The organism is Streptomyces sp. NPDC042102 (assembly GCF_055582305.1).
The window spans coordinates 303,242-322,948 of the sequence record NZ_JBVJDL010000001.1 but is presented as its reverse complement, the minus strand read 5'-3'; the positions used below and the strand labels follow the sequence as shown (position 1 = coordinate 322,948).

Sequence of the window (19,707 nt, the reverse complement as noted above, 5' to 3'; positions counted from 1 at the left end):
TTGTCCCGTGTCCGGATCAGTGCTCTGCGCCAGGGGTCCCGATGATCGCGTCGGCGGCCGCGCGGGCGCTCGCGATGCAGGCCGGGATGCCCACGCCGTCGTAGAGGGCGCCGCACACCGCGAGGCCGGGGACGGCGGCGACGGCGTCGCGGATCCGGGCGACGCGGGCGAGGTGGCCCACCGGGTACTGGGGCAGTCCGCCGTCCCAGCGGGTGACGGTGGCGGCGACGGGGCGGGCCGCGAGGCCGACGGCGTCGCCGAGGTCGGCGAGGGAGACGTCGACCAGCTCGGCGTCGTCGCGCTCCAGGTCCTTGTCGTCGCCGTGCCGGCCGACGGAGGTGCGCAGCAGGAAGAGGTCCGGGTCGGCGCCGGCCCAGGCCCACTTGTTGCTGGAGAACGTGGAGGCCTTGACCGTACGGCCGTCCACCGGCGGGACCAGGAAGCCGCTGGCGCCGCCGCCGCTGACGGACTCCGGCAGCTCCGCGCGCCGGAAGGCCATGGTGACCAGGGCCATCGAGGCGTACTCGACGGCGCGCAGTTCGGCGGCGGCCGCGGGCGCGGCATCGTCCAGCAGGCGTGCGGCGGGGCCGGCCGGGGTGGCGACGACCACGGCGTCGGCGTCGAGGACCCGGTCCCCGGCGGTGACCTGCCAGCCGTCCGGCGTACGGCGGATCGCGCGGACCGCGGTACCGGTCAGCAGGGTGGCTCCGGCGGCCCGGCAGGCGTCGGCGACGGCGAGCGGGAGCCGGCCGATGCCGCCCGCGATTCCGGCGAAGACGGGTCCGGTGGCGGCGGCACCGATGACGGTGGCCTCGGCGGCGGCGTCGGCCTGGACGGAGCGGACGCTCTCGGCGAGGGTGCGGTGGGTGCGGATCGCCTGGTAGAGCTTCGGGACGGCGGCGCGCATCGAGATGCGGTACGCGTCCCCGGCGTAGACGCCGCCGAGGAGCGGTTCGACGAGGCGGTCGACGACCTCGTGGCCGAAGCGTGCGGCGACGTAGGCGCCGACGGCGACGTCCTCGCCGACCTCGGTGGGCGGCAGTTCGGCGTCGGCGGCGATCCGGGCCAGCCCCTCGGCGGAGAGCACGCCGGAGGCGGCGAGCGGGCCGGTGTCGCCGGGGACGCCCATCACATGGCCGCGTGGCATGTCGCACAGGACACCGCGGTTCCACAGCCGGGCGGTGGCGGTGGCGGGCGGCTGCAGCGCGTCGCCGAGGCCGACGGCGCGGGCGAGTTCGACCGCCTCGGGGCGGCGGGCGAGCACGGATTCGGCGCCGAGGTCGACCGGGAGCCCGGCGAGCTCACCGGCGTACAGCTTGCCGCCGAGGCGCGGACCGGCCTCCAGCAGGGTCACCCGGGCGCCCGCCGCGAGCAGCCGGTGGGCGGCGGCCAGGCCCGCGATACCGCCGCCGATGACGACGACGTGGCGGGGGCCACGGGGTCCGGGACGGCTGCCGGGACGGGGCTGCCGGCCGGTTCCGGCCGGCTGATCCGTACGCGTGTCCGCTTCGTGCATGGACACATCGTCTCAGACCGATCACCGAGGCCGGACCGTGACCGCATCGGAACCGGCTCGGGACCGCCGGTGCGAAACCCGGGACACGACTCTGGACGTCGAAACGGCGACATCGACGCGTCGGTCCCGGGGGGACTCATGAAGCTTGCGCACAGACACCGTTCCACCACCGCCCTGGTGGTCCTCGCGTTGACGGGGACGCTCGCGCTCACCGCCTGCGCGGCGGACACCACGGATACGGCGGCCGGCTCCGACAAGGCGGCCGTCGCCCCGGCCCCGGCGGACGCGGGCCGGGCCGCACCGGGCGGGGCGGCGCCGGAAGGCGCCAAGGGGGCGGCCCCGGCGACCGGCAAGGCGCCGGGCACGGCGGCTCCGGCGGCCCCGGCCGCGCCCGTCGTACGGCCGCACGTGATCCGCACGGCGACGGTGGGCATCGAAACGGCGGACGGGCAGCAGGCGCTGGCCACCGCCCGGACCGCCGCCGAGGGCGCGGGCGGGTACGTCGGCAACGAGACCACGCAGCGCGGCAAGGACGGCCGGGTGACCTCGACGCTGACCCTGCGGGTGCCGGGCGAGCGGTTCGACGCGGTCCTCGGCGCACTGGAGGGCACCGGCAAGCTGCTGAACCGCAAGGTCGAGGCGCAGGACGTGACGGAGAAGGTCGCGGACGTCGACAGCCGGGTGAAGTCGGCGCAGGCGAGCGTGGTGCGGGTGCGCGAGATGATGGACAAGGCCTCCGCGCTGAGCGACGTCGTCATGCTGGAGAGCGAACTGAGCAGGCGTCAGTCGGACCTGGAGTCGCTGCTGGCCCAGCAGACCGCGCTGAAGGACCAGACCTCGCTGGGCACGATCACGCTCCAGGTCGCGGAACCGGAGCCGGTGGCGGAACCGGAGAAGAAGAAGAAGGAGGACCCCGGGTTCCTGGACACGCTCGCGGGTGGCGCGGGGGTCCTGCTGACGGTGCTGAAGTGGGCGCTGCTGGTGCTGGGCGCGGTGCTGCCCTTCGCGCTCGCGGCGGGTCTGCTGTGGCTGCTGTGGCGGGTGGTGCGCACGCTGCTCCCGGAGCGCCCGAAGCCGCGGCCGGCGCGGCCGGTCCCGGCGTGGCCCCACCAGCGGACCGCCCCGGGCCCGGGGAGCCGCCCCGACGACGGTGCCGGCACGGACGGTCTCGACGACGGCCCCGACGAGGACGGCGACGGCGGCGCGCACGATACGGCCGACGGCTCCGCCGCCGGCCCGGCGGGCGGGCGGCCCGGCGGCCGGGGCTGAGGCCGGCCCGGGCAGCCGGGGCTGAGGCCGGCCCGGGCAGCCGGGGCTGAGGCAGTCCCGCGCGAACTGACCCCGTCCTCACCCCTGCCGTGATCTTCTGGAGTCCGGAGTACGACGGCGGAGGGACGGAGCGGACATGGGTGGGACGCAGCGGCTGGTGGTCGTGGGCGGCGACGCGGCGGGGATGTCCGCCGCGTCGCAGGCCCGCCGGCTGAAGGGGCCGGCGGACCTGGAGATCGTCGCGTTCGAGCGCTCGCACTTCACGTCGTACTCGGCGTGCGGGATTCCGTACTGGATCGGCGGCGGGGTGCCCCGGCGCGACGACCTGATCGCGCGGAGCCCCGAGGAGCACCGGGCGCGCGGCATCGACCTGCGGATGCGGACCGAGGTGGTGGAGCTGGACCTGGGCGGGCAGCGGGTGCGCTCGCGCGACCTGGAGTCCGGAGCCGAGGCCTGGACGGGCTTCGACCAGCTGGTCCTGGCCACGGGCGCCCGCCCGCTGCGCCCGCGGCTGCCCGGTATCGGTGCGCCCGGGGTGCACGGGGTGCAGACGCTGGACGACGGTCAGCGGCTGCTGGACACCCTGGAGTGGACGGCGGGCCGGCGGGCGGTGGTGGTCGGCGCGGGCTACATCGGCGTGGAGATGGCCGAGGCCCTCGTCGAGCGCGGCTACGAGGTGACGGTGCTGCACCGCGGCGAGCAGCCGATGGCCACCCTGGACCCGGACATGGGCGGGCTGGTGCACTCGGCGATGAACGCGATGGGCATCGTCACGGTCGCCGGCGCCGAGGTCACCGGGGTCCTGACCGACGAGGAGGGCCGGGCCCGGGGCGTGGCGACCGCCAAGGGCGAGGAGTACCCGGCGGACGTGGTGGTCCTCGGGATCGGCGTCGAGCCGCGGACCGCGCTGGCCCGCGCGGCGGGCCTGCCGCTGGGCACGTCGGGCGGGCTGCTGACGGACCTGGCGATGCGGGTGCGCGGATACGAGAACGTCTGGGCGGGCGGGGACTGCGTGGAGGTCCTGGACCTGGTCTCGGGCCGCGACCGCTACGTCCCGCTGGGCACGCACGCGAACAAGCACGGCCAGGTGATCGGCTCGGGCGTGGGCGGCGGCTACGCGACGTTCCCCGGGGTGGTCGGCACGGCCGTCAGCAAGGTGTGCTCGCTGGAGATCGCGCGGACGGGGCTGCGGGAGAAGGACGCCCTCGCGGTGGGCCTGCGGTTCGTGACGGCCACGATCGTCTCGACGAACACCGCCGGCTACTACCCGGGCGCCGAGCCGATGACGGTCAAGATGATGGCCGAGCGGCGTACGGGCCGCCTGCTGGGCGTGCAGATCGTCGGCGGGGCGGGCGCGGCCAAGCGGGTCGACATCGCGGCGGTCGCGCTGACGGCCGGGATGACGGTGGAGCAGGTCGTCTCCCTGGACCTGGGCTACGCCCCGCCGTTCTCGCCGGTGTGGGACCCGGTCCAGGTGGCGGCCCGCAAGGCGGTGACCGCCGTACGGGCGGCGGGGGTCTGACCCGGCCGCCGCCCGCGCGGGTCAGCGTGCGGTGCGGGTGTGGACGTAGTCCACGAGGCGGGTCAGCGCGTCCGGGTCCGTGGTGGGCAGGACGCCGTGGCCCAGGTTGAAGACGTGGCCCTCCAGGGCGGAGGCGGCGGCCAGGACCTCGTCGGTCTTGGCCTCCACGGCCTCGGTGGTGGAGAAGAGGACGGCGGGGTCGAGGTTGCCCTGGAGCGCCTTGCCGGGGCCGACGCGGCGGGCGGCCTCGTCGAGCGGGACCCGGTAGTCCACGCCCATGACGTCCGCTCCGGCCTCGCCCATCAGGCCCAGGAGCTCGCCGGTGCCCACGCCGAAGTGGATGCGCGGGACTCCGTAGGAGGCGACGGACTGGAGGACCTTCGCGGAGGCGGGCATCACCGAGCGGCGGTAGTCGGCCGGGGCGAGGGCGCCGACCCAGGAGTCGAAGAGCTGGACGGCGGAGGCGCCGGCCTCGATCTGCACCTTCAGGAAGGCGCTCGTGATCTCCGCGAGGCGGTCCAGCAGGTCGGCCCACAACTGCGGGTCGCCGTACATGAGCGCCTTGGTGTGCTCGTGGTTGCGCGAGGGGCCGCCCTCGACGAGGTAGCTCGCGAGGGTGAAAGGCGCGCCGGCGAAGCCGATCAACGGCGTGGCGCCGAGTTCACCCGTGAGCATGCCGATCGCCTCGGTGACGTAGGAGACGTCCTCCGGGGTGAGGTCGCGCAGCTGTGCGAGGTCCTCGCGGCGGCGGATCGGCTGGGCGACGACCGGGCCGATGCCCGGCTTGATGTCCAGGTCGATGCCGATGGCCTTGAGCGGGACGACGATGTCGGAGAAGAAGATCGCCGCGTCGACCTTGTGGCGCCGCACCGGCTGCAGCGTGATCTCCGTGACCAGGTCGGGCCGCATGCAGGACTCCAGCATGGCGGTGCCCTCGCGGACCTTGCGGTACTCGGGGAGGGAGCGCCCGGCCTGCCGCATGAACCACACCGGGGTGTGCGGGACCGGTTCGCGCCGGCACGCCTTCAGGAAGGCGGAATCGTACGTCTGGCTCGGCTGGCCCGTGGGGCGGTGGTTGGCGCTCACGGCCCAAATCTTCGCACGTACGGCGAAGAGGCCGCCCGGCGGCGGGTGTCTTGCGCCGAACGCCGCCCCGTTCCGCCTAGTCTTCCCCGCATGGCTGCGGCTCAGGGACGATTTTCAGATGGCGCTGACGGTGTGGACAGCGCGAAGGAGACCTCCGTCCCGCTCCCGTTCCGGCGGGCGGTCGACGGCTTGAAGAAGGCCCGGCTCCGTCCGGGGATCGAGATCGACCCGACCAGACCGCCGCAGAGACTCGCGCCGCACGCGTACGCGCTGGAGGCGGCCGTGGTGGACGGCGAGGACGACCTCGCCGACGGCAAGCTGATCCTCCTGCACGACCCGGCCGGGCACGAGGCGTGGCACGGAACGTTCCGGCTCGTGACCCTGGTACGGGCGGAACTGGAAGCGGAGATGGCGACCGACCCGCTGCTGCCGGAGGTGTGCTGGTCGTGGCTGACCGGGGCGCTGGAGGCGCGCGCGCTGGGGTACGGGGAGCCGAGCGGCACCGTGACCATGGCGAGCTCGCACTACTTCGGCGGGCTCGGGGAGCGGCGGCCGGCGACACAGATCGAGATCCGGGCCTCGTGGACGCCGCGCGAGGGCGTGGGCGGGGTGCCGGACACGGGGTCCCACCTGGCGGCGTGGTGCGAACTGCTGTGCCAGATCGCGGGGCTGCCGCCGGTGGGGCCGGCCGAGGCGGGCGTGGTCTCGCTGCCGCAGCGGCGCGGCCCGCACCATCCGTAGCGCGGGGTACGGGGCGGACGGCGTCCGCGGCCGGTGACGTCCGCGGCCGGTGGCCCGGGGCATCCGCGGCCGGCGGCCCGCGTGACGGACGGACGGAAATGACCCCTCTGTCCCCTTGTGCCGCAAGCGCACCCTCATCGGGGCGGGCGGTGCGGGGTTCTGATCGTCACCTGATCGATACCCCGCCGTTCGCACGGCGGCCCCGGATCGTTCGGTGATCGATCGCCCGTCCGAATTGCCCGAATTGTTACTCACCAAATCGTGATCATTCTCTAAAGCCGGGCGGGTGACATGCCGAAGGAGTCAGTGACCATCCGCACGGAGCGCACCGGCTCCTTCCCCAGCCGGCCGTCCCGCCACTCCCCCCAGGAGGCCTGGTGTCCGTTCTTCTTGAGCAGCCTGCAAGCCTGGTCGCCTACCGCCCCAACAAGCCGACCGCCATGGTCGTCGTGGCCGACCCCCGCGTCCGTTCCACCGTGACCCGCCACCTGTGGGCCCTCGGGGTGCGTGACGTGATCGAGGCGTCGTCCATCGCGGAGGCCCGTCCCCGCGTCGGCAGCCCGCGCGACATCTGCGTGGCCGACGTCCACCTGCCCGACGGCTCCGGTCTCACCCTCCTGTCCGAGACCCGCGCCGCGGGCTGGCCGAACGGCCTGGCCCTGTCCGCCGCCGACGACATCGGCGCGGTCCGCAACGCCCTCGCGGGCGGGGTGAAGGGCTACGTCGTCACCGGAACGCGTACGAACATCGGGCTGCCCACCCGGCCCGGCGCCGCCCCCATCGGTGCCGCCGCCGCCCGTATGCACCGCCGCCCCCCGGGTGCCCCGAGCCACCCGGGCGGCTACCGCGAGCTCTCCGGCCGCGAGGTCGAGGTCCTGCGCCTCGTCGCGGAGGGCCAGTCCAACAAGGCCATCGGCGTCTCGATGGGCCTGTCCGCCCTGACCGTCAAGTCACACCTCGCCCGGATCGCCCGCAAGCTGGGCACCGGCGACCGTGCGGGAATGGTCGCCGTCGCCCTGCGTACCGGGATCATCCACTGAGCCCGGCCCGCGGCCCCCGGATAGCCCGCCCCCGGACCGCACGCGGGGGACCGCCGGGCAGACACCCGGAAAACTCCCCGCAACCTGACCGCGCCCGTCGACGGAACGTTCCGGCGACGGGCGCGCCGTATCCACGGATACCCTTGACCGGTGACCGACGCCCAAGAGACCGCAGCAGACCTGCGCACCACCACCGGGGGCGGCCCCCCGGACGATGTCGTTGTTCCGTCCGATGGGCTGCCGATCCCCTTGCTCGAACCCCGTGAGGGGATCCCTCCGGTGGTCGCCGACAACGATGCCCTCGCCCGGGTGATCGCGGCCTTCGCCGCGGGGACCGGGCCCGTCGCGGTGGATGCCGAACGCGCCTCCGGATACCGCTACGGACAGCGCGCCTATCTGGTGCAGCTGCGCCGCGAGGGGGCGGGCTCCGCGCTCGTCGACCCGGTGGGCTGCCCCGACCTGTCCGGGCTGGGCGAGGCCCTGTCCGGCACCGAATGGATCCTGCACGCCGCCACCCAGGACCTGCCGTGCCTGCGTGAAATAGGCATGGTGCCGACCTCGCTCTTCGACACGGAGCTGGCCGGCCGGCTCGCCGGTTTCCCGCGGGTCGGGCTGGGCGCGATGGTCGAGAGCGTGCTCGGGTACGCGCTGGAGAAGGGCCACTCGGCCGTGGACTGGTCCACGCGCCCGCTGCCGGAGCCGTGGCTGCGCTACGCCGCGCTGGACGTGGAGCTCCTGGTGGACCTGCGCGACGCGCTGGAGAAGGAGCTGGACCGCCAGGGCAAGCTGGAGTGGGCCCGGCAGGAGTTCGAGGCCATCGCCTCGGCGCCGCCCCCGCCGCCGCGCAAGGACCCCTGGCGCCGCACGTCCGGGATGCACAAGGTGCGCCGCCGCCGTCAGATGGCCGTGGTGCGCGAGCTGTGGGAGACCCGCGACCGCATCGCGCAGCGGCGTGACGTGTCACCGGGCAAGGTGCTCAGTGACAGCGCGATCGTCGAGGCCGCCCTCGCCGTGCCCGCCAACGTGCACGCCCTGTCCGCGCTGTCCGGTTACGGCCAGCGGATGGGCCGGCGGCAGCTGGAGCAGTGGATGGCCGCCGTGGACCGGGCCAAGGCCCTGCCGGAGAACGAGCTGCCGCAGCCCGGCGCGACCCCGGCCGGTCCGCCGCCGCCGCGCTCCTGGGCCGACAAGGACCCGGCTGCCGCGGCCCGCCTGTCGGCGGCCCGTGCCGCGGTCTCCGCGCTGGCCGAGCAGCTGAACCTGCCGCAGGAGAACCTGATCACCCCGGACACCGTGCGCCGGCTGTGCTGGGAGCCGCCGTTCCACCTCTCGGCCGCCTCCGTGGAGGAGGCCCTGGCCGGGTACGGCGCCCGCCCGTGGCAGATCGAACAGGTCACCGTCCCCCTGGTCACCGCCCTGGAGGCCACCGCCTGACGGGATGACGTACCCGTCGAGGAGCCCCCGAGCCCGCCCCGCGGCCGGGGGCTCCCGCGCGTCCCGCACCCGCGGGCCGCACCGGGGCGGAGTGCCCCGGGGAGTGTGACCTTCGCCGCTGTTCGGGGAGGGGGTGTGCACATTGGTTACCCGCAAGTAGCATGGGCCGGGTGAGCGCGCGCTCAGCCCAGTCGAGGCGGCGCCGCCGCGCAGCAGTGCACACCCGCACCCTGGAGGAGAGCCATCGTGCCTCGTACCGTCAGGGACGTCGTCTTCGTCGACGGCGTCCGCACCCCGTTCGGCAAGGCGGGCCCGAAGGGCATCTACCACGAGACCCGTGCCGACGACCTCGTCGTGAAGGCGATCCGGGAGCTGCTGCGCCGCAACCCGGACCTCGACCCGAAGAAGATCGACGAGGTGGCCATCGCCGCCACCACCCAGATCGGCGACCAGGGTCTGACGATCGGCCGTACCGCGGGCATCCTCGCCGGTCTGCCGGAGACCGTCCCCGGCTACGCCATCGACCGCATGTGCGCCGGCGCGCTGACCGCCGTCACCACGGTGGCCGGCTCCATCGCCTTCGGCGCGTACGACATCGCCATCGCGGGCGGTGTCGAGCACATGGGCCGCCACCCGATGGGTGAGGGCGTGGACCCCAACCCGCGCTTCGTGAGCGAGAAGCTGGTCGACGAGTCCGCCCTGTTCATGGGCATGACGGCGGAGAACCTGCACGACCGCTACCCGACCATCACCAAGGAGCGCTGCGACGCGTACGCGGTGAACTCCCAGGAGAAGGCCGCCAAGGCGTACGCCGACGGCAAGATCCAGCAGGACCTGGTGCCGGTCGCGGTGCGCCGCACCAACGCGGACGCCGGTGAGACGGGCTGGGGCCTGGTCACCTCCGACGAGCCGATGCGTCCGGGCACCACCATGGACAACCTGGCGAACCTCAAGACGCCGTTCCGCGTGCACGGCCGGGTCACCGCGGGCAACGCCGCCGGTCTCAACGACGGCGCCACCGCCTCCCTCATCGCCTCCGAGGACTTCGCCCGCGAGAACAACCTCCCGGTCAAGATGCGCCTCGTCTCGTACGCCTTCGCCGGCGTCGAGCCGGAGGTCATGGGCTACGGCCCCATCCCGGCCACCGAGAAGGCCCTGGCCCAGGCCGGCCTGTCCATCGAGGACATCGGCCTGTTCGAGCTGAACGAGGCCTTCGCCGTCCAGGTGCTCGCCTTCCTGGAGCACTACGGCATCGCCGACGACGACGCGCGCGTCAACCAGTACGGCGGCGCCATCGCGTTCGGCCACCCGCTCGCCTCCTCCGGCGTCCGCCTGCTGACGCAGCTGGCCCGCCAGTTCGAGGAGCAGCCGCACGTCCGCTACGGCCTGACCACCATGTGCGTGGGCTTCGGCATGGGCGCGACGACCATCTGGGAGAACCCGCACTTCGCCGGAGGCAACAAGTGAGCACCACCGCTGAGCTCCTGAAGGGCGCGGCCGAGCTGTTCCCGGACGAGGTCGTCACGCAGGCGCACGTCCGCCACCTCGACCTGCCGTTCGGCGCCGGGCGCTTCGCGCTCGTCACGCTGGACAACGGCTTCGACCACACCAAGCCGACCACGTTCGGCCCGCAGTCGCTGGCCAACCTGAACGCGGCGATCGACCAGGTCGAGCAGGAGGCCATCGCCGGCTCTATCGTCGGCGCGGGCATCACCGGCAAGCCGTTCATCTTCGCGGTCGGCGCCGACCTCAAGGGCGTCGAGCTCCTCAAGCAGCACGACGAGGCGCTGGCCATCGGCAAGGGCGGCCACGACGTCTTCAAGCGGCTGTCCTCGCTGGGCGTGCCCACCTTCGCGTACTACAACGGTGCGGCGATGGGCGGCGGCGTCGAGGTCGGCCTGCACTGCACGTACCGCACCGTCTCGAAGGCCATCCCGGCCTTCTCCCTGCCCGAGGTCTTCCTCGGCCTGGTTCCGGGCTGGGGCGGCTGCGCCATCCTCCCGAACCTGATCGGTGCGGAGCGCGCGGTCTCGGTCATCATCGAGAACTCGCTGAACCAGAACCGCCAGCTCAAGGGCAAGCAGGTCTTCGAGCTCGGCATCGCCGACGCGATCTTCGAGGGCGCGGACTTCCTGGAGCAGTCCCTGCTGTGGACCGCGCGGGTGCTGACCGGCCAGACCGAGGTCGTACGCGCCGAGATCGACCGCGGCGAGGCGTGGGACGCGGCCGTGGCCAAGGGCCGTGTCATCGCCGACTCCAAGGTGCACGGCGCGGCCCCGGCCGCCTACCGCGCGCTGGACATCATCGCGGCGGCCAAGGACGGCGACCTCCAGGCCGGCTTCGACGCCGAGGACACGGCGCTGGCCGACCTCATCATGGGCGGCGAGCTGCGCTCGGGCATCTACGCCTTCAACCTGGTCCAGAAGCGCGGCAAGCGCCCGGCCGGTGCCCCGGACAAGAACCTGGCCCGCCCGGTCACCAAGGTCGGCGTCGTCGGCGCGGGCCTGATGGCCTCGCAGCTGGCGCTGCTCTTCCTGCGCCGCCTGGAGGTGCCGGTGGTCCTCACCGACATCGACCAGGAGCGCGTGGACAAGGGCGTGGGCTACGTCCACGCCGAGATCCAGAAGCTGCTCGGCAAGGGCCGCATCAACCAGGACAAGGCCAACCGCCTGACCGCCCTGGTGAGCGGTGTCCTGGACAAGGCCGAGGGCTTCGCGGACGCGGACTTCATCATCGAGGCCGTGTTCGAGGAGATGTCGGTCAAGCAGAAGGTGTTCGCGGAGGTCGAGGCGGTCGCCCCGGCGCACGCGATCCTCGCCACCAACACCTCCTCGCTGTCGGTGTCGGAGATGGCCTCCAAGCTCCAGCACCCGGAGCGCGTGGTCGGCTTCCACTTCTTCAACCCGGTCGCGATCCTCCCGCTGCTGGAGATCGTCCGCGGCGAGCAGACCGACGACGCCTCGCTGGCCACGGCCTTCGGTGTCGCCAAGAAGCTGAAGAAGACCGCGGTCCTCACCAAGGACGCCCCGGCGTTCGTCGTGAACCGCATCCTGACCCGCTTCATGGGCGAGATCCAGAACGTCATCGACGAGGGCACCCCGGTCGTCACGGCGGAGAAGGCCATCGAGCCGCTCGGCCTGCCGATGTCCCCGCTGGTGCTGCTGGAGCTCGTGGGCCCGGCGATCGGTCTGCACGTCTCGGAGACCCTCAACGGCGCCTTCCCGGAGCGCTTCACCGTCTCGCCGAACCTCAAGCGGGTCGTCGAGGCCGGCAAGCGCGGCTTCTACGTCTACGACTCCGGCAAGCCGGAGCTGGACCCCGAGGTCGCCGCCCTCCTGGTGCAGGGCGACGTCGTCCTGACCGAGGAGCAGGTCCGCGCGCGCGTCCTGGACGCGGTGGCGCAGGAGATCGGCCTGATGCTGGAGGAGGGCGTCGTGGCCGAGGCCCAGGACATCGACCTCTGCCTCATCACGGGCGCCGGCTGGCCCTTCCACCTGGGCGGCATCACGCCGTACCTGGACCGTGAAGGTGTCTCGGAGCGCGTGAACGGCAAGAAGTTCCTCGCCCCGGGCGTCGCGAGCGTCCCGGCGTAACACCCGGCGCGATCGCGAGAGAGGCCCGTCCGCACCTGGTGCGGGCGGGCCTCTCGGCACGTGGCGGGACCGTATCGCCGCAATCGAGCGCGCGTACGTTTATCTTGTAGCCCGCGAGACTCCACCCACCCGTTCGGAAGGCCGGTCCCGGGCATGACTGCTGACACTCCGGAAACGAAGCCCCGCTCCCGGGGGCGGCGTGCCCTGCGGATCGGCCTGCTGGTCCTGGCCCTGCTGGTGCTGGGTACGGCGGGCGCCGGCTGGTGGGCGTACCACCGGCTGGACAGCAACCTCGCCAGCGTCGACCTGGACGCGGCGATCGGCGACAACCGGCCGCCGAAGGTGGTCGCGGGCGCCCGGAACATCCTGGTGATCGGCTCCGACTCGCGCGCCGGGGCCAACGCCGAGCTGGACCACGGGCAGGTCAGCGGCGCCCGTTCGGACACCGCGATGCTGGTGCACATACCCGAGGGCCGGGCCAGGGCGACCGCGGTGAGCATCCCCCGCGACACCCTGATCACCCGGCCCGAGTGCAAGGACGCCGACGGCGCGACGGTGCGCTCCGCGAACCGGGTCATGTTCAACTCGGTCTACTCGCTGGCCGGTCCGGCCTGTGTGGTCAAGACGGTCGAGCAGATGTCCGGCGTCCGTGTCGACCACTTCGTGGAGGTGGACTTCGCCGGCTTCAAGGGGCTCGTGGACGCCCTCGGCGGGGTCACCGTCACCCTGGACAAGCCGATGTCGGGGGCCAAGGGCAGCCTCAAGCTGGACGCGGGCACGCACCGGCTCAACGGTGAGCAGTCGCTGCGGTTCGTCCGCACCCGCTACGGCTACGGCGACGGCAGCGATCTGGGCCGGATAGGCCTCCAGCAGCAGTTCATGATGGCGCTGCTGGCGGAGCTGAAGAAGCAGGACGCCCTGTCCAACCCGGCGCGGCTCTACAAGCTCGCCGACGCCGGCACCAAGTCGCTGACCACCGATTCGGGTCTGGGCTCGCTGAGCGCGCTCGCCGAGTTCGCGCAGAGCGTGCAGGGCGTGGACCCGAGCACGATGGAGACCATCATGCTGCCGGTCGCCTACGACCGGATCGACCCCAACCGGGTGGTGGTGGCCGAGCCGCAGGCGACCCAGCTGTGGGAAGCGGTGCGCAAGGACGAGAAGATCCCGGCCTCGGCGAAGGACTCCCCCGCCAAGGCCGGGTGACGCGCTCGTGGTTCAGGTGTGCGGCACCTGCTCCTCGCCGCGTTCGAGGCCGCGTCCGAGCCTGCTGTGCCGGCGGCCGTACGCGTAGTAGACGACGATGCCGATGACCATCCAGATGCCGAACCGCACCCAGGTGTCGGCCGGCAGGTTGAGCATCAGCCACAGGGAGGCCGCGATCGAGACGATCGGGAGCACCGGCACCCACGGGGTGCGGAAGGAGCGGTGCAGGTCGGGGCGGGTCCGGCGCAGGATGATCACGCCGAGCGCGACGACCACGAAGGCGAACAGGGTGCCGATGTTCACCAGTTCCGCGAGCTTCTCCAGGCTGGTGAAGCCGGCGAGGAAGGCGATGGCCACACCGAGCAGGACGGTCGCACGGTACGGGGTGCGGTACTTCGGGTGGGTGACGGAGAAGAAGCGCGGCAGCAGGCCGTCGCGGCTCATCGCGAAGAACACCCGGGTCTGGCCGAGCAGCAGGATCATGCTGACCGTGATCAGGCCGACGGCGGCACCGAGACTGATGGCGCCGGCGAAGAACGGCTGGTTCACGGACTTGAAGGCCTCGGCCAGCGGTGCGGTCGCCGACATCTGCGTGTAGTGCTGCATACCGGTGACGACCAGGGTCACGGCGACGTAGAGCACGGTGCAGACGAGCAGCGAGCCCAGGATGCCGCGCGGCATGTCGCGCTGCGGGTTCTTGGTCTCCTCGGCCGCCGTCGCCACGACGTCGAAGCCGATGAACGCGAAGAACACCAGCGCGGCGGCGGTGAAGATGCCCATGACGCCGAAGTTGGTCGGCTCGTAGCCGAACACCAGCTGGACCAGCGGGGCGTGCCAGCCGCTGACGCTCTCCTCCTGGGGCTTGGCCGGCGGGATGAACGGCGAGTAGTTGTCGGCCTTGATGAAGAACAGGCCCGCGACGATGACCAGCAGCACCACGGTCACCTTGATGGCGACCACGATGGCGGTGATCCGTGCCGAGAGCTTGGTGCCGACCACCAGGATCGCGGTGAGCGCCAGGACCAGCAGGAAGGCCATCAGGTCGAAGGAACCGCCCGCATCGGGTCCGGCCAGCGCCTTGGGCAGCTCCCAGCCGAGGTTGGTGTCCATCAGATGGCGTACGTACCCGGACCAGCCGACCGCGACCACCGCGGTGCCCAGGGCGAACTCCAGCACCAGGTCCCAGCCGATGATCCAGGCGGGCAGCTCGCCGATCGAGGCGTAGCTGAACGTGTACGCCGATCCGGCCACCGGCACCGTCGAGGCGAACTCGGCGTAGCAGAGGGCCGCGAGGGCGCAGACGACACCCGCGGCCACGAAGGACAGGGCGGTGGCGGGTCCGGCGTTGTTCCGGGCCGCGATGCCCGTGAGGACGAAGATGCCCGTGCCGATGATGACACCGACACCGAAGATCATGAGGTCCCACGCGGAGAGCGACTTCTTGAGCTGGTGCTCCGGCTCTTCCGTGTCACGGATGGACTGCTCGACCGATTTCGTACGGAAGGGGCTGTTGATATCCGTAGTCACGGACACACCTCCGAACTGAGGGTCCCCCCGGCGCAACCGGGAGGTGCCGGCATACGCGAACGGGCCGGGTGAACCACTCTTCAAGAGTGATCTCCCGGCCCGGTCCGTGCAACAGGGCGCCCCCGCGAGGGGCGCCGGAACTAGTCGACCGCGGCGGCCGGCTCGTTGTCCAGACGGCCGTCCAGCTTGGCCACCAGGCCCGTGACCTGCCGTGCGATGTCCGGAGCGGTCAGGCCGATCTCGGCCATGATCTCCTTGCGCAGGGCGTGGTCGAGGAAGCGCTGCGGGATGCCGAAGTCACGCAGCGGTACGTCGACGCCCGCGTCGCGCAGGGCCTGCGCGACCGCGGCGCCGACACCGCCGGTACGCCCGTTGTCCTCGACGGTGACGACCACGCGGTGCCGCTCGGCGAGCGGCGCCAGGGCCTCGTCGACCGGCTTGACCCAGCGGGGGTCGACCACGGTGGCGGAGATGCCCTGCTTGTCGAGCAGGTCGGCGATCTCCAGGCACATCGGGGCGAGCGCGCCGACCGAGACGATGAGTACGTCCGGCCGGGTGACCTCGGGGGCCGGGGCGCGCAGGAGGTCCATGCCGCCGATCCGCCCGAGGGCCGGGACGGCGGGGCCCACGACGCCCTTGGAGAAGCGGACCACGGTGGGGGCGTCCTTGACCTCGACGGCCTCGCGCAGCTGCGCGCGCAGCTGCTCGGCGTCGCGCGGGGCCGCCAGCCGCAGGCCGGGGACGACCTGGAGGATGGACATGTCCCACATGCCGTTGTGGGAGGCGCCGTCGTCGCCGGTGATGCCGGCCCGGTCCAGGACGAAGGTGACCCCGCACTTGTGCAGGGCGACGTCCATGAGGACCTGGTCGAAGGCGCGGTTGAGGAAGGTGGCGTACACGGCGAAGACCGGGTGGACGCCACCGGTGGCCAGGCCCGCGGCGGAGGTCGCGCCGTGCTGCTCGGCGATGCCGACGTCGTAGATGCGGTCCGGGAAGGCCTCGGCGAACTTGTTGAGGCCGACCGGGTGGAGCATGGCGGCGGTGATGCCGACGACGTCCGCGCGCTCGTGGCCGATCTTGACCATCTCGTCGGCGAAGACGGAGGTCCAGCTGGCGGCGGCGGTCTTGACCGGCAGGCCGGTGTCGGGGTGGATCACGCCGACCGCGTGGAAGCGGTCCGCCTCGTGCTCCAGGGCCGGGGTGTAGCCGCGGCCCTTCTGGGTGAGGCAGTGCACGATGACCGGGCCGCTGAAGCGCTTGGCGCGGATGAGGGCGGACTCCAGGGCCAGGGCGTCGTGGCCGTCGATGGGGCCGATGTACTTCAGGCCCAGGTCCTCGAACATGCCCTGCGGGGCGATGAAGTCCTTCAGGCCCTTCTTGGCGCCGTGCAGGGTCTCGAAGAGCGGCTTGCCCACGACCGGGGTGCGCTCCAGGATCTCCTTGCCGCGGGCCAGGAAGCGCTCGTAGCCGTCGGTGGTGCGCAGGGTGGCCAGGTGGTTGGCGAGGCCGCCGATGGTGGGGCCGTAGGAGCGCTCGTTGTCGTTGACGACGATGACGAGCGGGCGGTCCTTGGCGGCGGCGATGTTGTTCAGCGCCTCCCAGGCCATGCCGCCGGTCAGCGCGCCGTCGCCGATGACGGCGGCCACGTGGTGGTCGTCGCGGCCGAGCACCTGGTTGGCCTTGGCGAGGCCGTCGGCCCAGCCCAGCACGGTGGAGGCGTGGCTGTTCTCGATCACGTCGTGGTCGGACTCGGCGCGCGAGGGGTAGCCCGACAGGCCGCCCTTGGAGCGCAGGTTGCCGAAGTCCTGACGGCCGGTGAGCAGCTTGTGCACGTAGGCCTGGTGGCCCGTGTCGAAAAGGATCTTGTCCTTGGGCGAGTCGAAGACCCGGTGCAGGGCGATCGTCAGTTCGACGACGCCGAGGTTGGGGCCGAGGTGCCCGCCGGTCTTGGAGACCGCGTCGACAAGGAAGGACCTGATCTCCGCGGCCAGCTGGTCCAGCTGCTCCGGGCTGAGCCGGTCCAGATCTCGCGGTCCCTTGATGCGGGGCAGCAGCACCCGTGCCTCCTTGCAGTTGCTTGCTGGTCTGTCGAGTCTAATGTTCCGCTCGCGGCGGGCGTCATCGGGCGGTCCCGGGTCGGTCACACCATTGTCATACGTGTACACATCGGTACGAGGTCACACACCACGAGTGGGTGAGGGAACGCACTGACGTACGCACCGGCGGACGCGTCGGGACACGCAGGTGCCCGGCACCACCGTGAGGTGGCGCCGGGCACCTGGAGGACGCCGGTCGCTAGGCCCTGTCGGCCTAGGCGCGGCCCGCCGTCTTCTGGGTCTTGCGGGTGACGGAGTCGATCACCACGGTGGCCAGCAGCACCGCACCGGTGATCATGTACTGGATCGGGGTGGCGATCCCCTCCAGGGCGAGACCGTACTGGATGGAGGTGATGACCATGACACCGAGGAGGGCGTTCCAGGTCCGCCCGCGCCCGCCGAAGAGGCTGGTGCCGCCGATCACGGCCGCCGCGATGACGTTCATCAGCAGGTCACCGGCGCCGGCGCTCTGGTTCGCCGCCGCGATCTTGGAGGCCCAGAACAGGCCGCCCACGGCCGCGAAGGTGCCCGCGATCGCGAAGACCGCGATGCGTACGCCGGCCACGTTGATGCCGGCGCGGCGGGAGGCCTCGACACTGCCGCCGAGGGCGAAGACCTTGCGGCCGAAGCCCGTACGGCGCAGCAGGAAGTCCGTGCCGACCAGCACCAGCACGAAGAGCAGCACCGCGAGCGGCAGGCCCTTGTACTGGTTGAAGACCGCCGCGGGCCCGAACGTGACGAGCGCGAGCAGGCCGGTGCGCAGCAGGATCTCGTTCAGCGGCCGGGAGGGGACGCCCGCGGCCTGGCGGCGGCGGTTGTCGAAGAAGGTGGCGAGGAAGTACGCCACCACGGCCAGCAGGGCCAGTCCGTAGCCGGCGGCGACGTCCGAGAAGTAGAACGTGGTGAGCTGCCCCACGACCCCCTCGGAGTCGATGTTGATCGTGCCGTTGCTGCCGAGCAGCTGGAGCATGAAGCCCGACCAGAACAGCAGGCCCGACAGGGTGACCGCGAAGGCCGGGGCGCCGATCCTGGCGAAGAAGAAGCCGTGGATGGCGCCGATCACCGCGCCGCCGGCGACAGCCGCGAGGACCGCCAGCCACTCGTTGATGCCGTGGGTGACGGCGAGGACGGCGAACAGGGCGCCGGAGACTCCGCTGACCGAGCCGACCGAGAGGTCGATCTCGCCGAGCAGCAGCACGAAGATGATGCCGACGGCCATCATGCCGGTGGCGACCATCGTGATCGCGATGTTGTTGAGGTTCTCCGGGGAGAGGAAGTTGGAGTTCAGCCCCTGGAAGATGCTCCAGATGACGATCAGGCCGATCACGACCGGGAGGGATCCCAGGTCGCCGGCGCGCATCTTGCGCCGGAACTCGCTCAGGTAGCCGGACAGGCCCTGCTCGCGCACGAGCAGGCGCGGGTCCACGGCCGGGATGGCGTCGTGCGGGGCGGCGGGGTTGGCGAGTTCGGCGACGGCCTCGGTGCCGTGGTCCGCGGCGTGGTGTTCGGTGCTCACTTCTGAGCCTCCCCGGTGCGCGCCGCCCGGCGGGTCACGGCGTTGTCCGTGGCGCCCGTGATGGCGGAGATGATCTCTTCCTGCGAGGTGTCGGCGACGGTGAAGACGCCGTTGTTGCGGCCGAGCCGCAGCACCGCGACCTTGTCGGCGACGGCCTTCACATCGGCCATGTTGTGGCTGATGAGGATGACGGCGTGGCCGCGCTCGCGCAGCCGCTCGACGAGGTCGAGGACCTGGGCGGTCTGCTCGACGCCGAGGGCGGCGGTGGGCTCGTCGAGGATGACGAGCTGGGGCTCGCCCAGCATGGAGCGGGCGATGGCCACGGTCTGGCGCTGACCGCCGGAGAGCGAGGCGATGGGGATCCGGACACTGGGGATCCGGATGGACAGGGTGGTGAGCAGCTCGCGGGCGCGGCGCTCCATCTCCACCTCGTCCAGGACCCCGCGGCGCTTGAGCTCGCGGCCGAGGAAGAGGTTGCCGACGACATCGATGTTGTCGCACAGCGCGAGGTCCTGGTAGACCGTCGCGATGCCCAGGTTCTGGGCGTCGTGGGGCTTGGTGATCGACACCGGGCGGCCCTCCCACTCGATGACGCCGTCATCGATGGGGTGCACGCCGGCGATCGTCTTGACCAGCGTGGACTTACCGGCGCCGTTGTCGCCGACGAGGGCGACCACCTCGCCGGAGTGGATCTCGAGTTCTACGTCGGTCAGGGCCTGGACGGCGCCGAACCGCTTCGAGACCCCTCGCAACGCCAGCACGGGCGCAGCGGACACATGAACCATCTCCTTCGCCGCCTGACCAGCGGGGATGTCGTGCAAAGAAGTGCGGAAGGTGGGGTGGGGTGGGGTGGGACAGAGTGGGGTGGATCGTTTCTGCCCGGCGCCCCCGCGGTGGCGGGGGAAGAGGGGCGGGGGCGCCGGGCAGGCGGGAGGTGTCCCCCCGGGGCGGGGGGACGGGGGCCTTCGTGCGAGGGCCGGGGCCTTCACTCGAGGGCCGGGGCCTGCGCGCCGGGCCGGGGCCTCGCGTACGGCTCGCCCGGAGCCTTGCGGGGCCTTCGTGGCCCCGCGGCGGCCCGGGACCGTACCCGCGGGGGCCCGGGGGACCCTGCGGGCGGGCCCGGGGCCGTACGGAGGGCCGACGGGCCCCACCGGGCCCGGGGGG

14 protein-coding genes are annotated in these 19,707 nt (G+C 72.4%); 8 read left to right on the top strand and 6 right to left on the bottom strand.

Going from position 1 to position 19,707, the window contains the following annotated elements; all coding sequences use genetic code 11:
- Positions 1-16: 16 nt before the first annotated feature.
- Positions 17-1,516 (bottom strand): protoporphyrinogen oxidase, encoded by a 1,500-nt coding sequence (gene hemG, locus ACZ6KO_RS01295; RefSeq protein WP_469298509.1) that lies wholly within the window; start codon positions 1,514-1,516, stop codon positions 17-19.
- Positions 1,517-1,654: 138 nt separating this feature from the next.
- On the opposite strand from hemG, the gene ACZ6KO_RS01290 reads away from it, so the two are divergent.
- Both ACZ6KO_RS01290 and ACZ6KO_RS01285 read left to right on the top strand, forming a co-directional pair.
- Positions 1,655-2,785, top strand: coding sequence for a DUF4349 domain-containing protein (locus ACZ6KO_RS01290; protein WP_469298505.1), 1,131 nt, complete (start codon positions 1,655-1,657; stop codon positions 2,783-2,785).
- Between the two features lie 136 nt (positions 2,786-2,921).
- Entirely contained in the window at positions 2,922-4,307 is a 1,386-nt protein-coding gene (locus ACZ6KO_RS01285; RefSeq protein WP_469298503.1) for an FAD-dependent oxidoreductase, read from the top strand.
- A 21-nt stretch (positions 4,308-4,328) separates the two neighbouring features.
- On the opposite strand, the gene hemE is transcribed toward ACZ6KO_RS01285, so the two are convergent.
- Positions 4,329-5,393: a uroporphyrinogen decarboxylase gene (gene hemE / locus ACZ6KO_RS01280; protein WP_469298501.1), complete on the bottom strand. Its 1,065-nt coding sequence runs from the start codon at positions 5,391-5,393 to the stop codon at positions 4,329-4,331.
- A gap of 90 nt (positions 5,394-5,483) precedes the next feature.
- Between hemE and ACZ6KO_RS01275 the strand changes: the two genes are divergently transcribed.
- The 6 genes from ACZ6KO_RS01275 to ACZ6KO_RS01250 all read left to right on the top strand — a co-directional run bounded on the left by ACZ6KO_RS01275 (position 5,484) and on the right by ACZ6KO_RS01250 (position 13,404).
- On the top strand, positions 5,484-6,134 hold the full coding sequence (locus ACZ6KO_RS01275) for a DUF3000 domain-containing protein (protein WP_469298498.1): 651 nt from the start codon (positions 5,484-5,486) through the stop codon (positions 6,132-6,134).
- Between the two features lie 377 nt (positions 6,135-6,511).
- Complete coding sequence (locus ACZ6KO_RS01270; protein WP_007267191.1) at positions 6,512-7,174, top strand: helix-turn-helix transcriptional regulator; 663 nt, start codon at positions 6,512-6,514, stop codon at positions 7,172-7,174.
- Positions 7,175-7,324: 150 nt separating this feature from the next.
- The gene (locus ACZ6KO_RS01265) at positions 7,325-8,608 is read left to right on the top strand and encodes an HRDC domain-containing protein (protein WP_469298495.1); all 1,284 of its coding nucleotides are present in this window, start codon (positions 7,325-7,327) and stop codon (positions 8,606-8,608) included.
- A gap of 246 nt (positions 8,609-8,854) precedes the next feature.
- Complete coding sequence (locus ACZ6KO_RS01260) at positions 8,855-10,075, top strand: thiolase family protein (protein WP_401454053.1); 1,221 nt, start codon at positions 8,855-8,857, stop codon at positions 10,073-10,075.
- Positions 10,072-12,201 (top strand): 3-hydroxyacyl-CoA dehydrogenase NAD-binding domain-containing protein, encoded by a 2,130-nt coding sequence (locus ACZ6KO_RS01255; RefSeq protein WP_469298491.1) that lies wholly within the window; start codon positions 10,072-10,074, stop codon positions 12,199-12,201. The genes ACZ6KO_RS01260 and ACZ6KO_RS01255 overlap by 4 nt, the downstream gene beginning before the upstream one ends.
- A 153-nt stretch (positions 12,202-12,354) precedes the next feature.
- Positions 12,355-13,404 carry an LCP family protein gene (locus tag ACZ6KO_RS01250; RefSeq protein ID WP_469298487.1) on the top strand — a complete coding sequence of 350 codons (1,050 nt, stop codon included), beginning with the start codon at positions 12,355-12,357 and terminating at the stop codon, positions 13,402-13,404.
- Positions 13,405-13,416: 12 nt separating this feature from the next.
- On the opposite strand, the gene ACZ6KO_RS01245 is transcribed toward ACZ6KO_RS01250, so the two are convergent.
- The 4 genes from ACZ6KO_RS01245 to ACZ6KO_RS01230 all read right to left on the bottom strand — a co-directional run bounded on the left by ACZ6KO_RS01245 (position 13,417) and on the right by ACZ6KO_RS01230 (position 19,328).
- Positions 13,417-14,931: an amino acid permease gene (locus ACZ6KO_RS01245; RefSeq protein ID WP_469298484.1), complete on the bottom strand. Its 1,515-nt coding sequence runs from the start codon at positions 14,929-14,931 to the stop codon at positions 13,417-13,419.
- A gap of 140 nt (positions 14,932-15,071) precedes the next feature.
- Positions 15,072-16,988 carry a 1-deoxy-D-xylulose-5-phosphate synthase gene (gene dxs / locus ACZ6KO_RS01240; RefSeq protein ID WP_469298481.1) on the bottom strand — a complete coding sequence of 639 codons (1,917 nt, stop codon included), beginning with the start codon at positions 16,986-16,988 and terminating at the stop codon, positions 15,072-15,074.
- A gap of 253 nt (positions 16,989-17,241) precedes the next feature.
- Positions 17,242-18,543 carry a sugar ABC transporter permease gene (locus ACZ6KO_RS01235; RefSeq protein ID WP_469298477.1) on the bottom strand — a complete coding sequence of 434 codons (1,302 nt, stop codon included), beginning with the start codon at positions 18,541-18,543 and terminating at the stop codon, positions 17,242-17,244.
- Entirely contained in the window at positions 18,540-19,328 is a 789-nt protein-coding gene (locus ACZ6KO_RS01230; RefSeq protein ID WP_469298474.1) for an ATP-binding cassette domain-containing protein, read from the bottom strand. Before ACZ6KO_RS01230 ends, ACZ6KO_RS01235 begins: the two co-directional genes overlap by 4 nt.
- Positions 19,329-19,707: the final 379 nt, after the last annotated feature.

Excerpts from the sequence above, each read along its gene's own strand:
- hemG (WP_469298509.1), bottom strand. The coding sequence starts at position 1,516 with ATGCACGAAGCGGACACGCGTACGGATCAGCCGGCCGGAACCGGCCGG.
- ACZ6KO_RS01290 (WP_469298505.1), top strand. The coding sequence starts at position 1,655 with ATGAAGCTTGCGCACAGACACCGTTCCACCACCGCCCTGGTGGTCCTC.
- ACZ6KO_RS01285 (WP_469298503.1), top strand. The coding sequence starts at position 2,922 with ATGGGTGGGACGCAGCGGCTGGTGGTCGTGGGCGGCGACGCGGCGGGG.
- ACZ6KO_RS01275 (WP_469298498.1), top strand. The coding sequence starts at position 5,484 with ATGGCTGCGGCTCAGGGACGATTTTCAGATGGCGCTGACGGTGTGGAC.
- ACZ6KO_RS01250 (WP_469298487.1), top strand. The coding sequence starts at position 12,355 with ATGACTGCTGACACTCCGGAAACGAAGCCCCGCTCCCGGGGGCGGCGT.
- ACZ6KO_RS01230 (WP_469298474.1), bottom strand. The coding sequence starts at position 19,328 with ATGGTTCATGTGTCCGCTGCGCCCGTGCTGGCGTTGCGAGGGGTCTCG.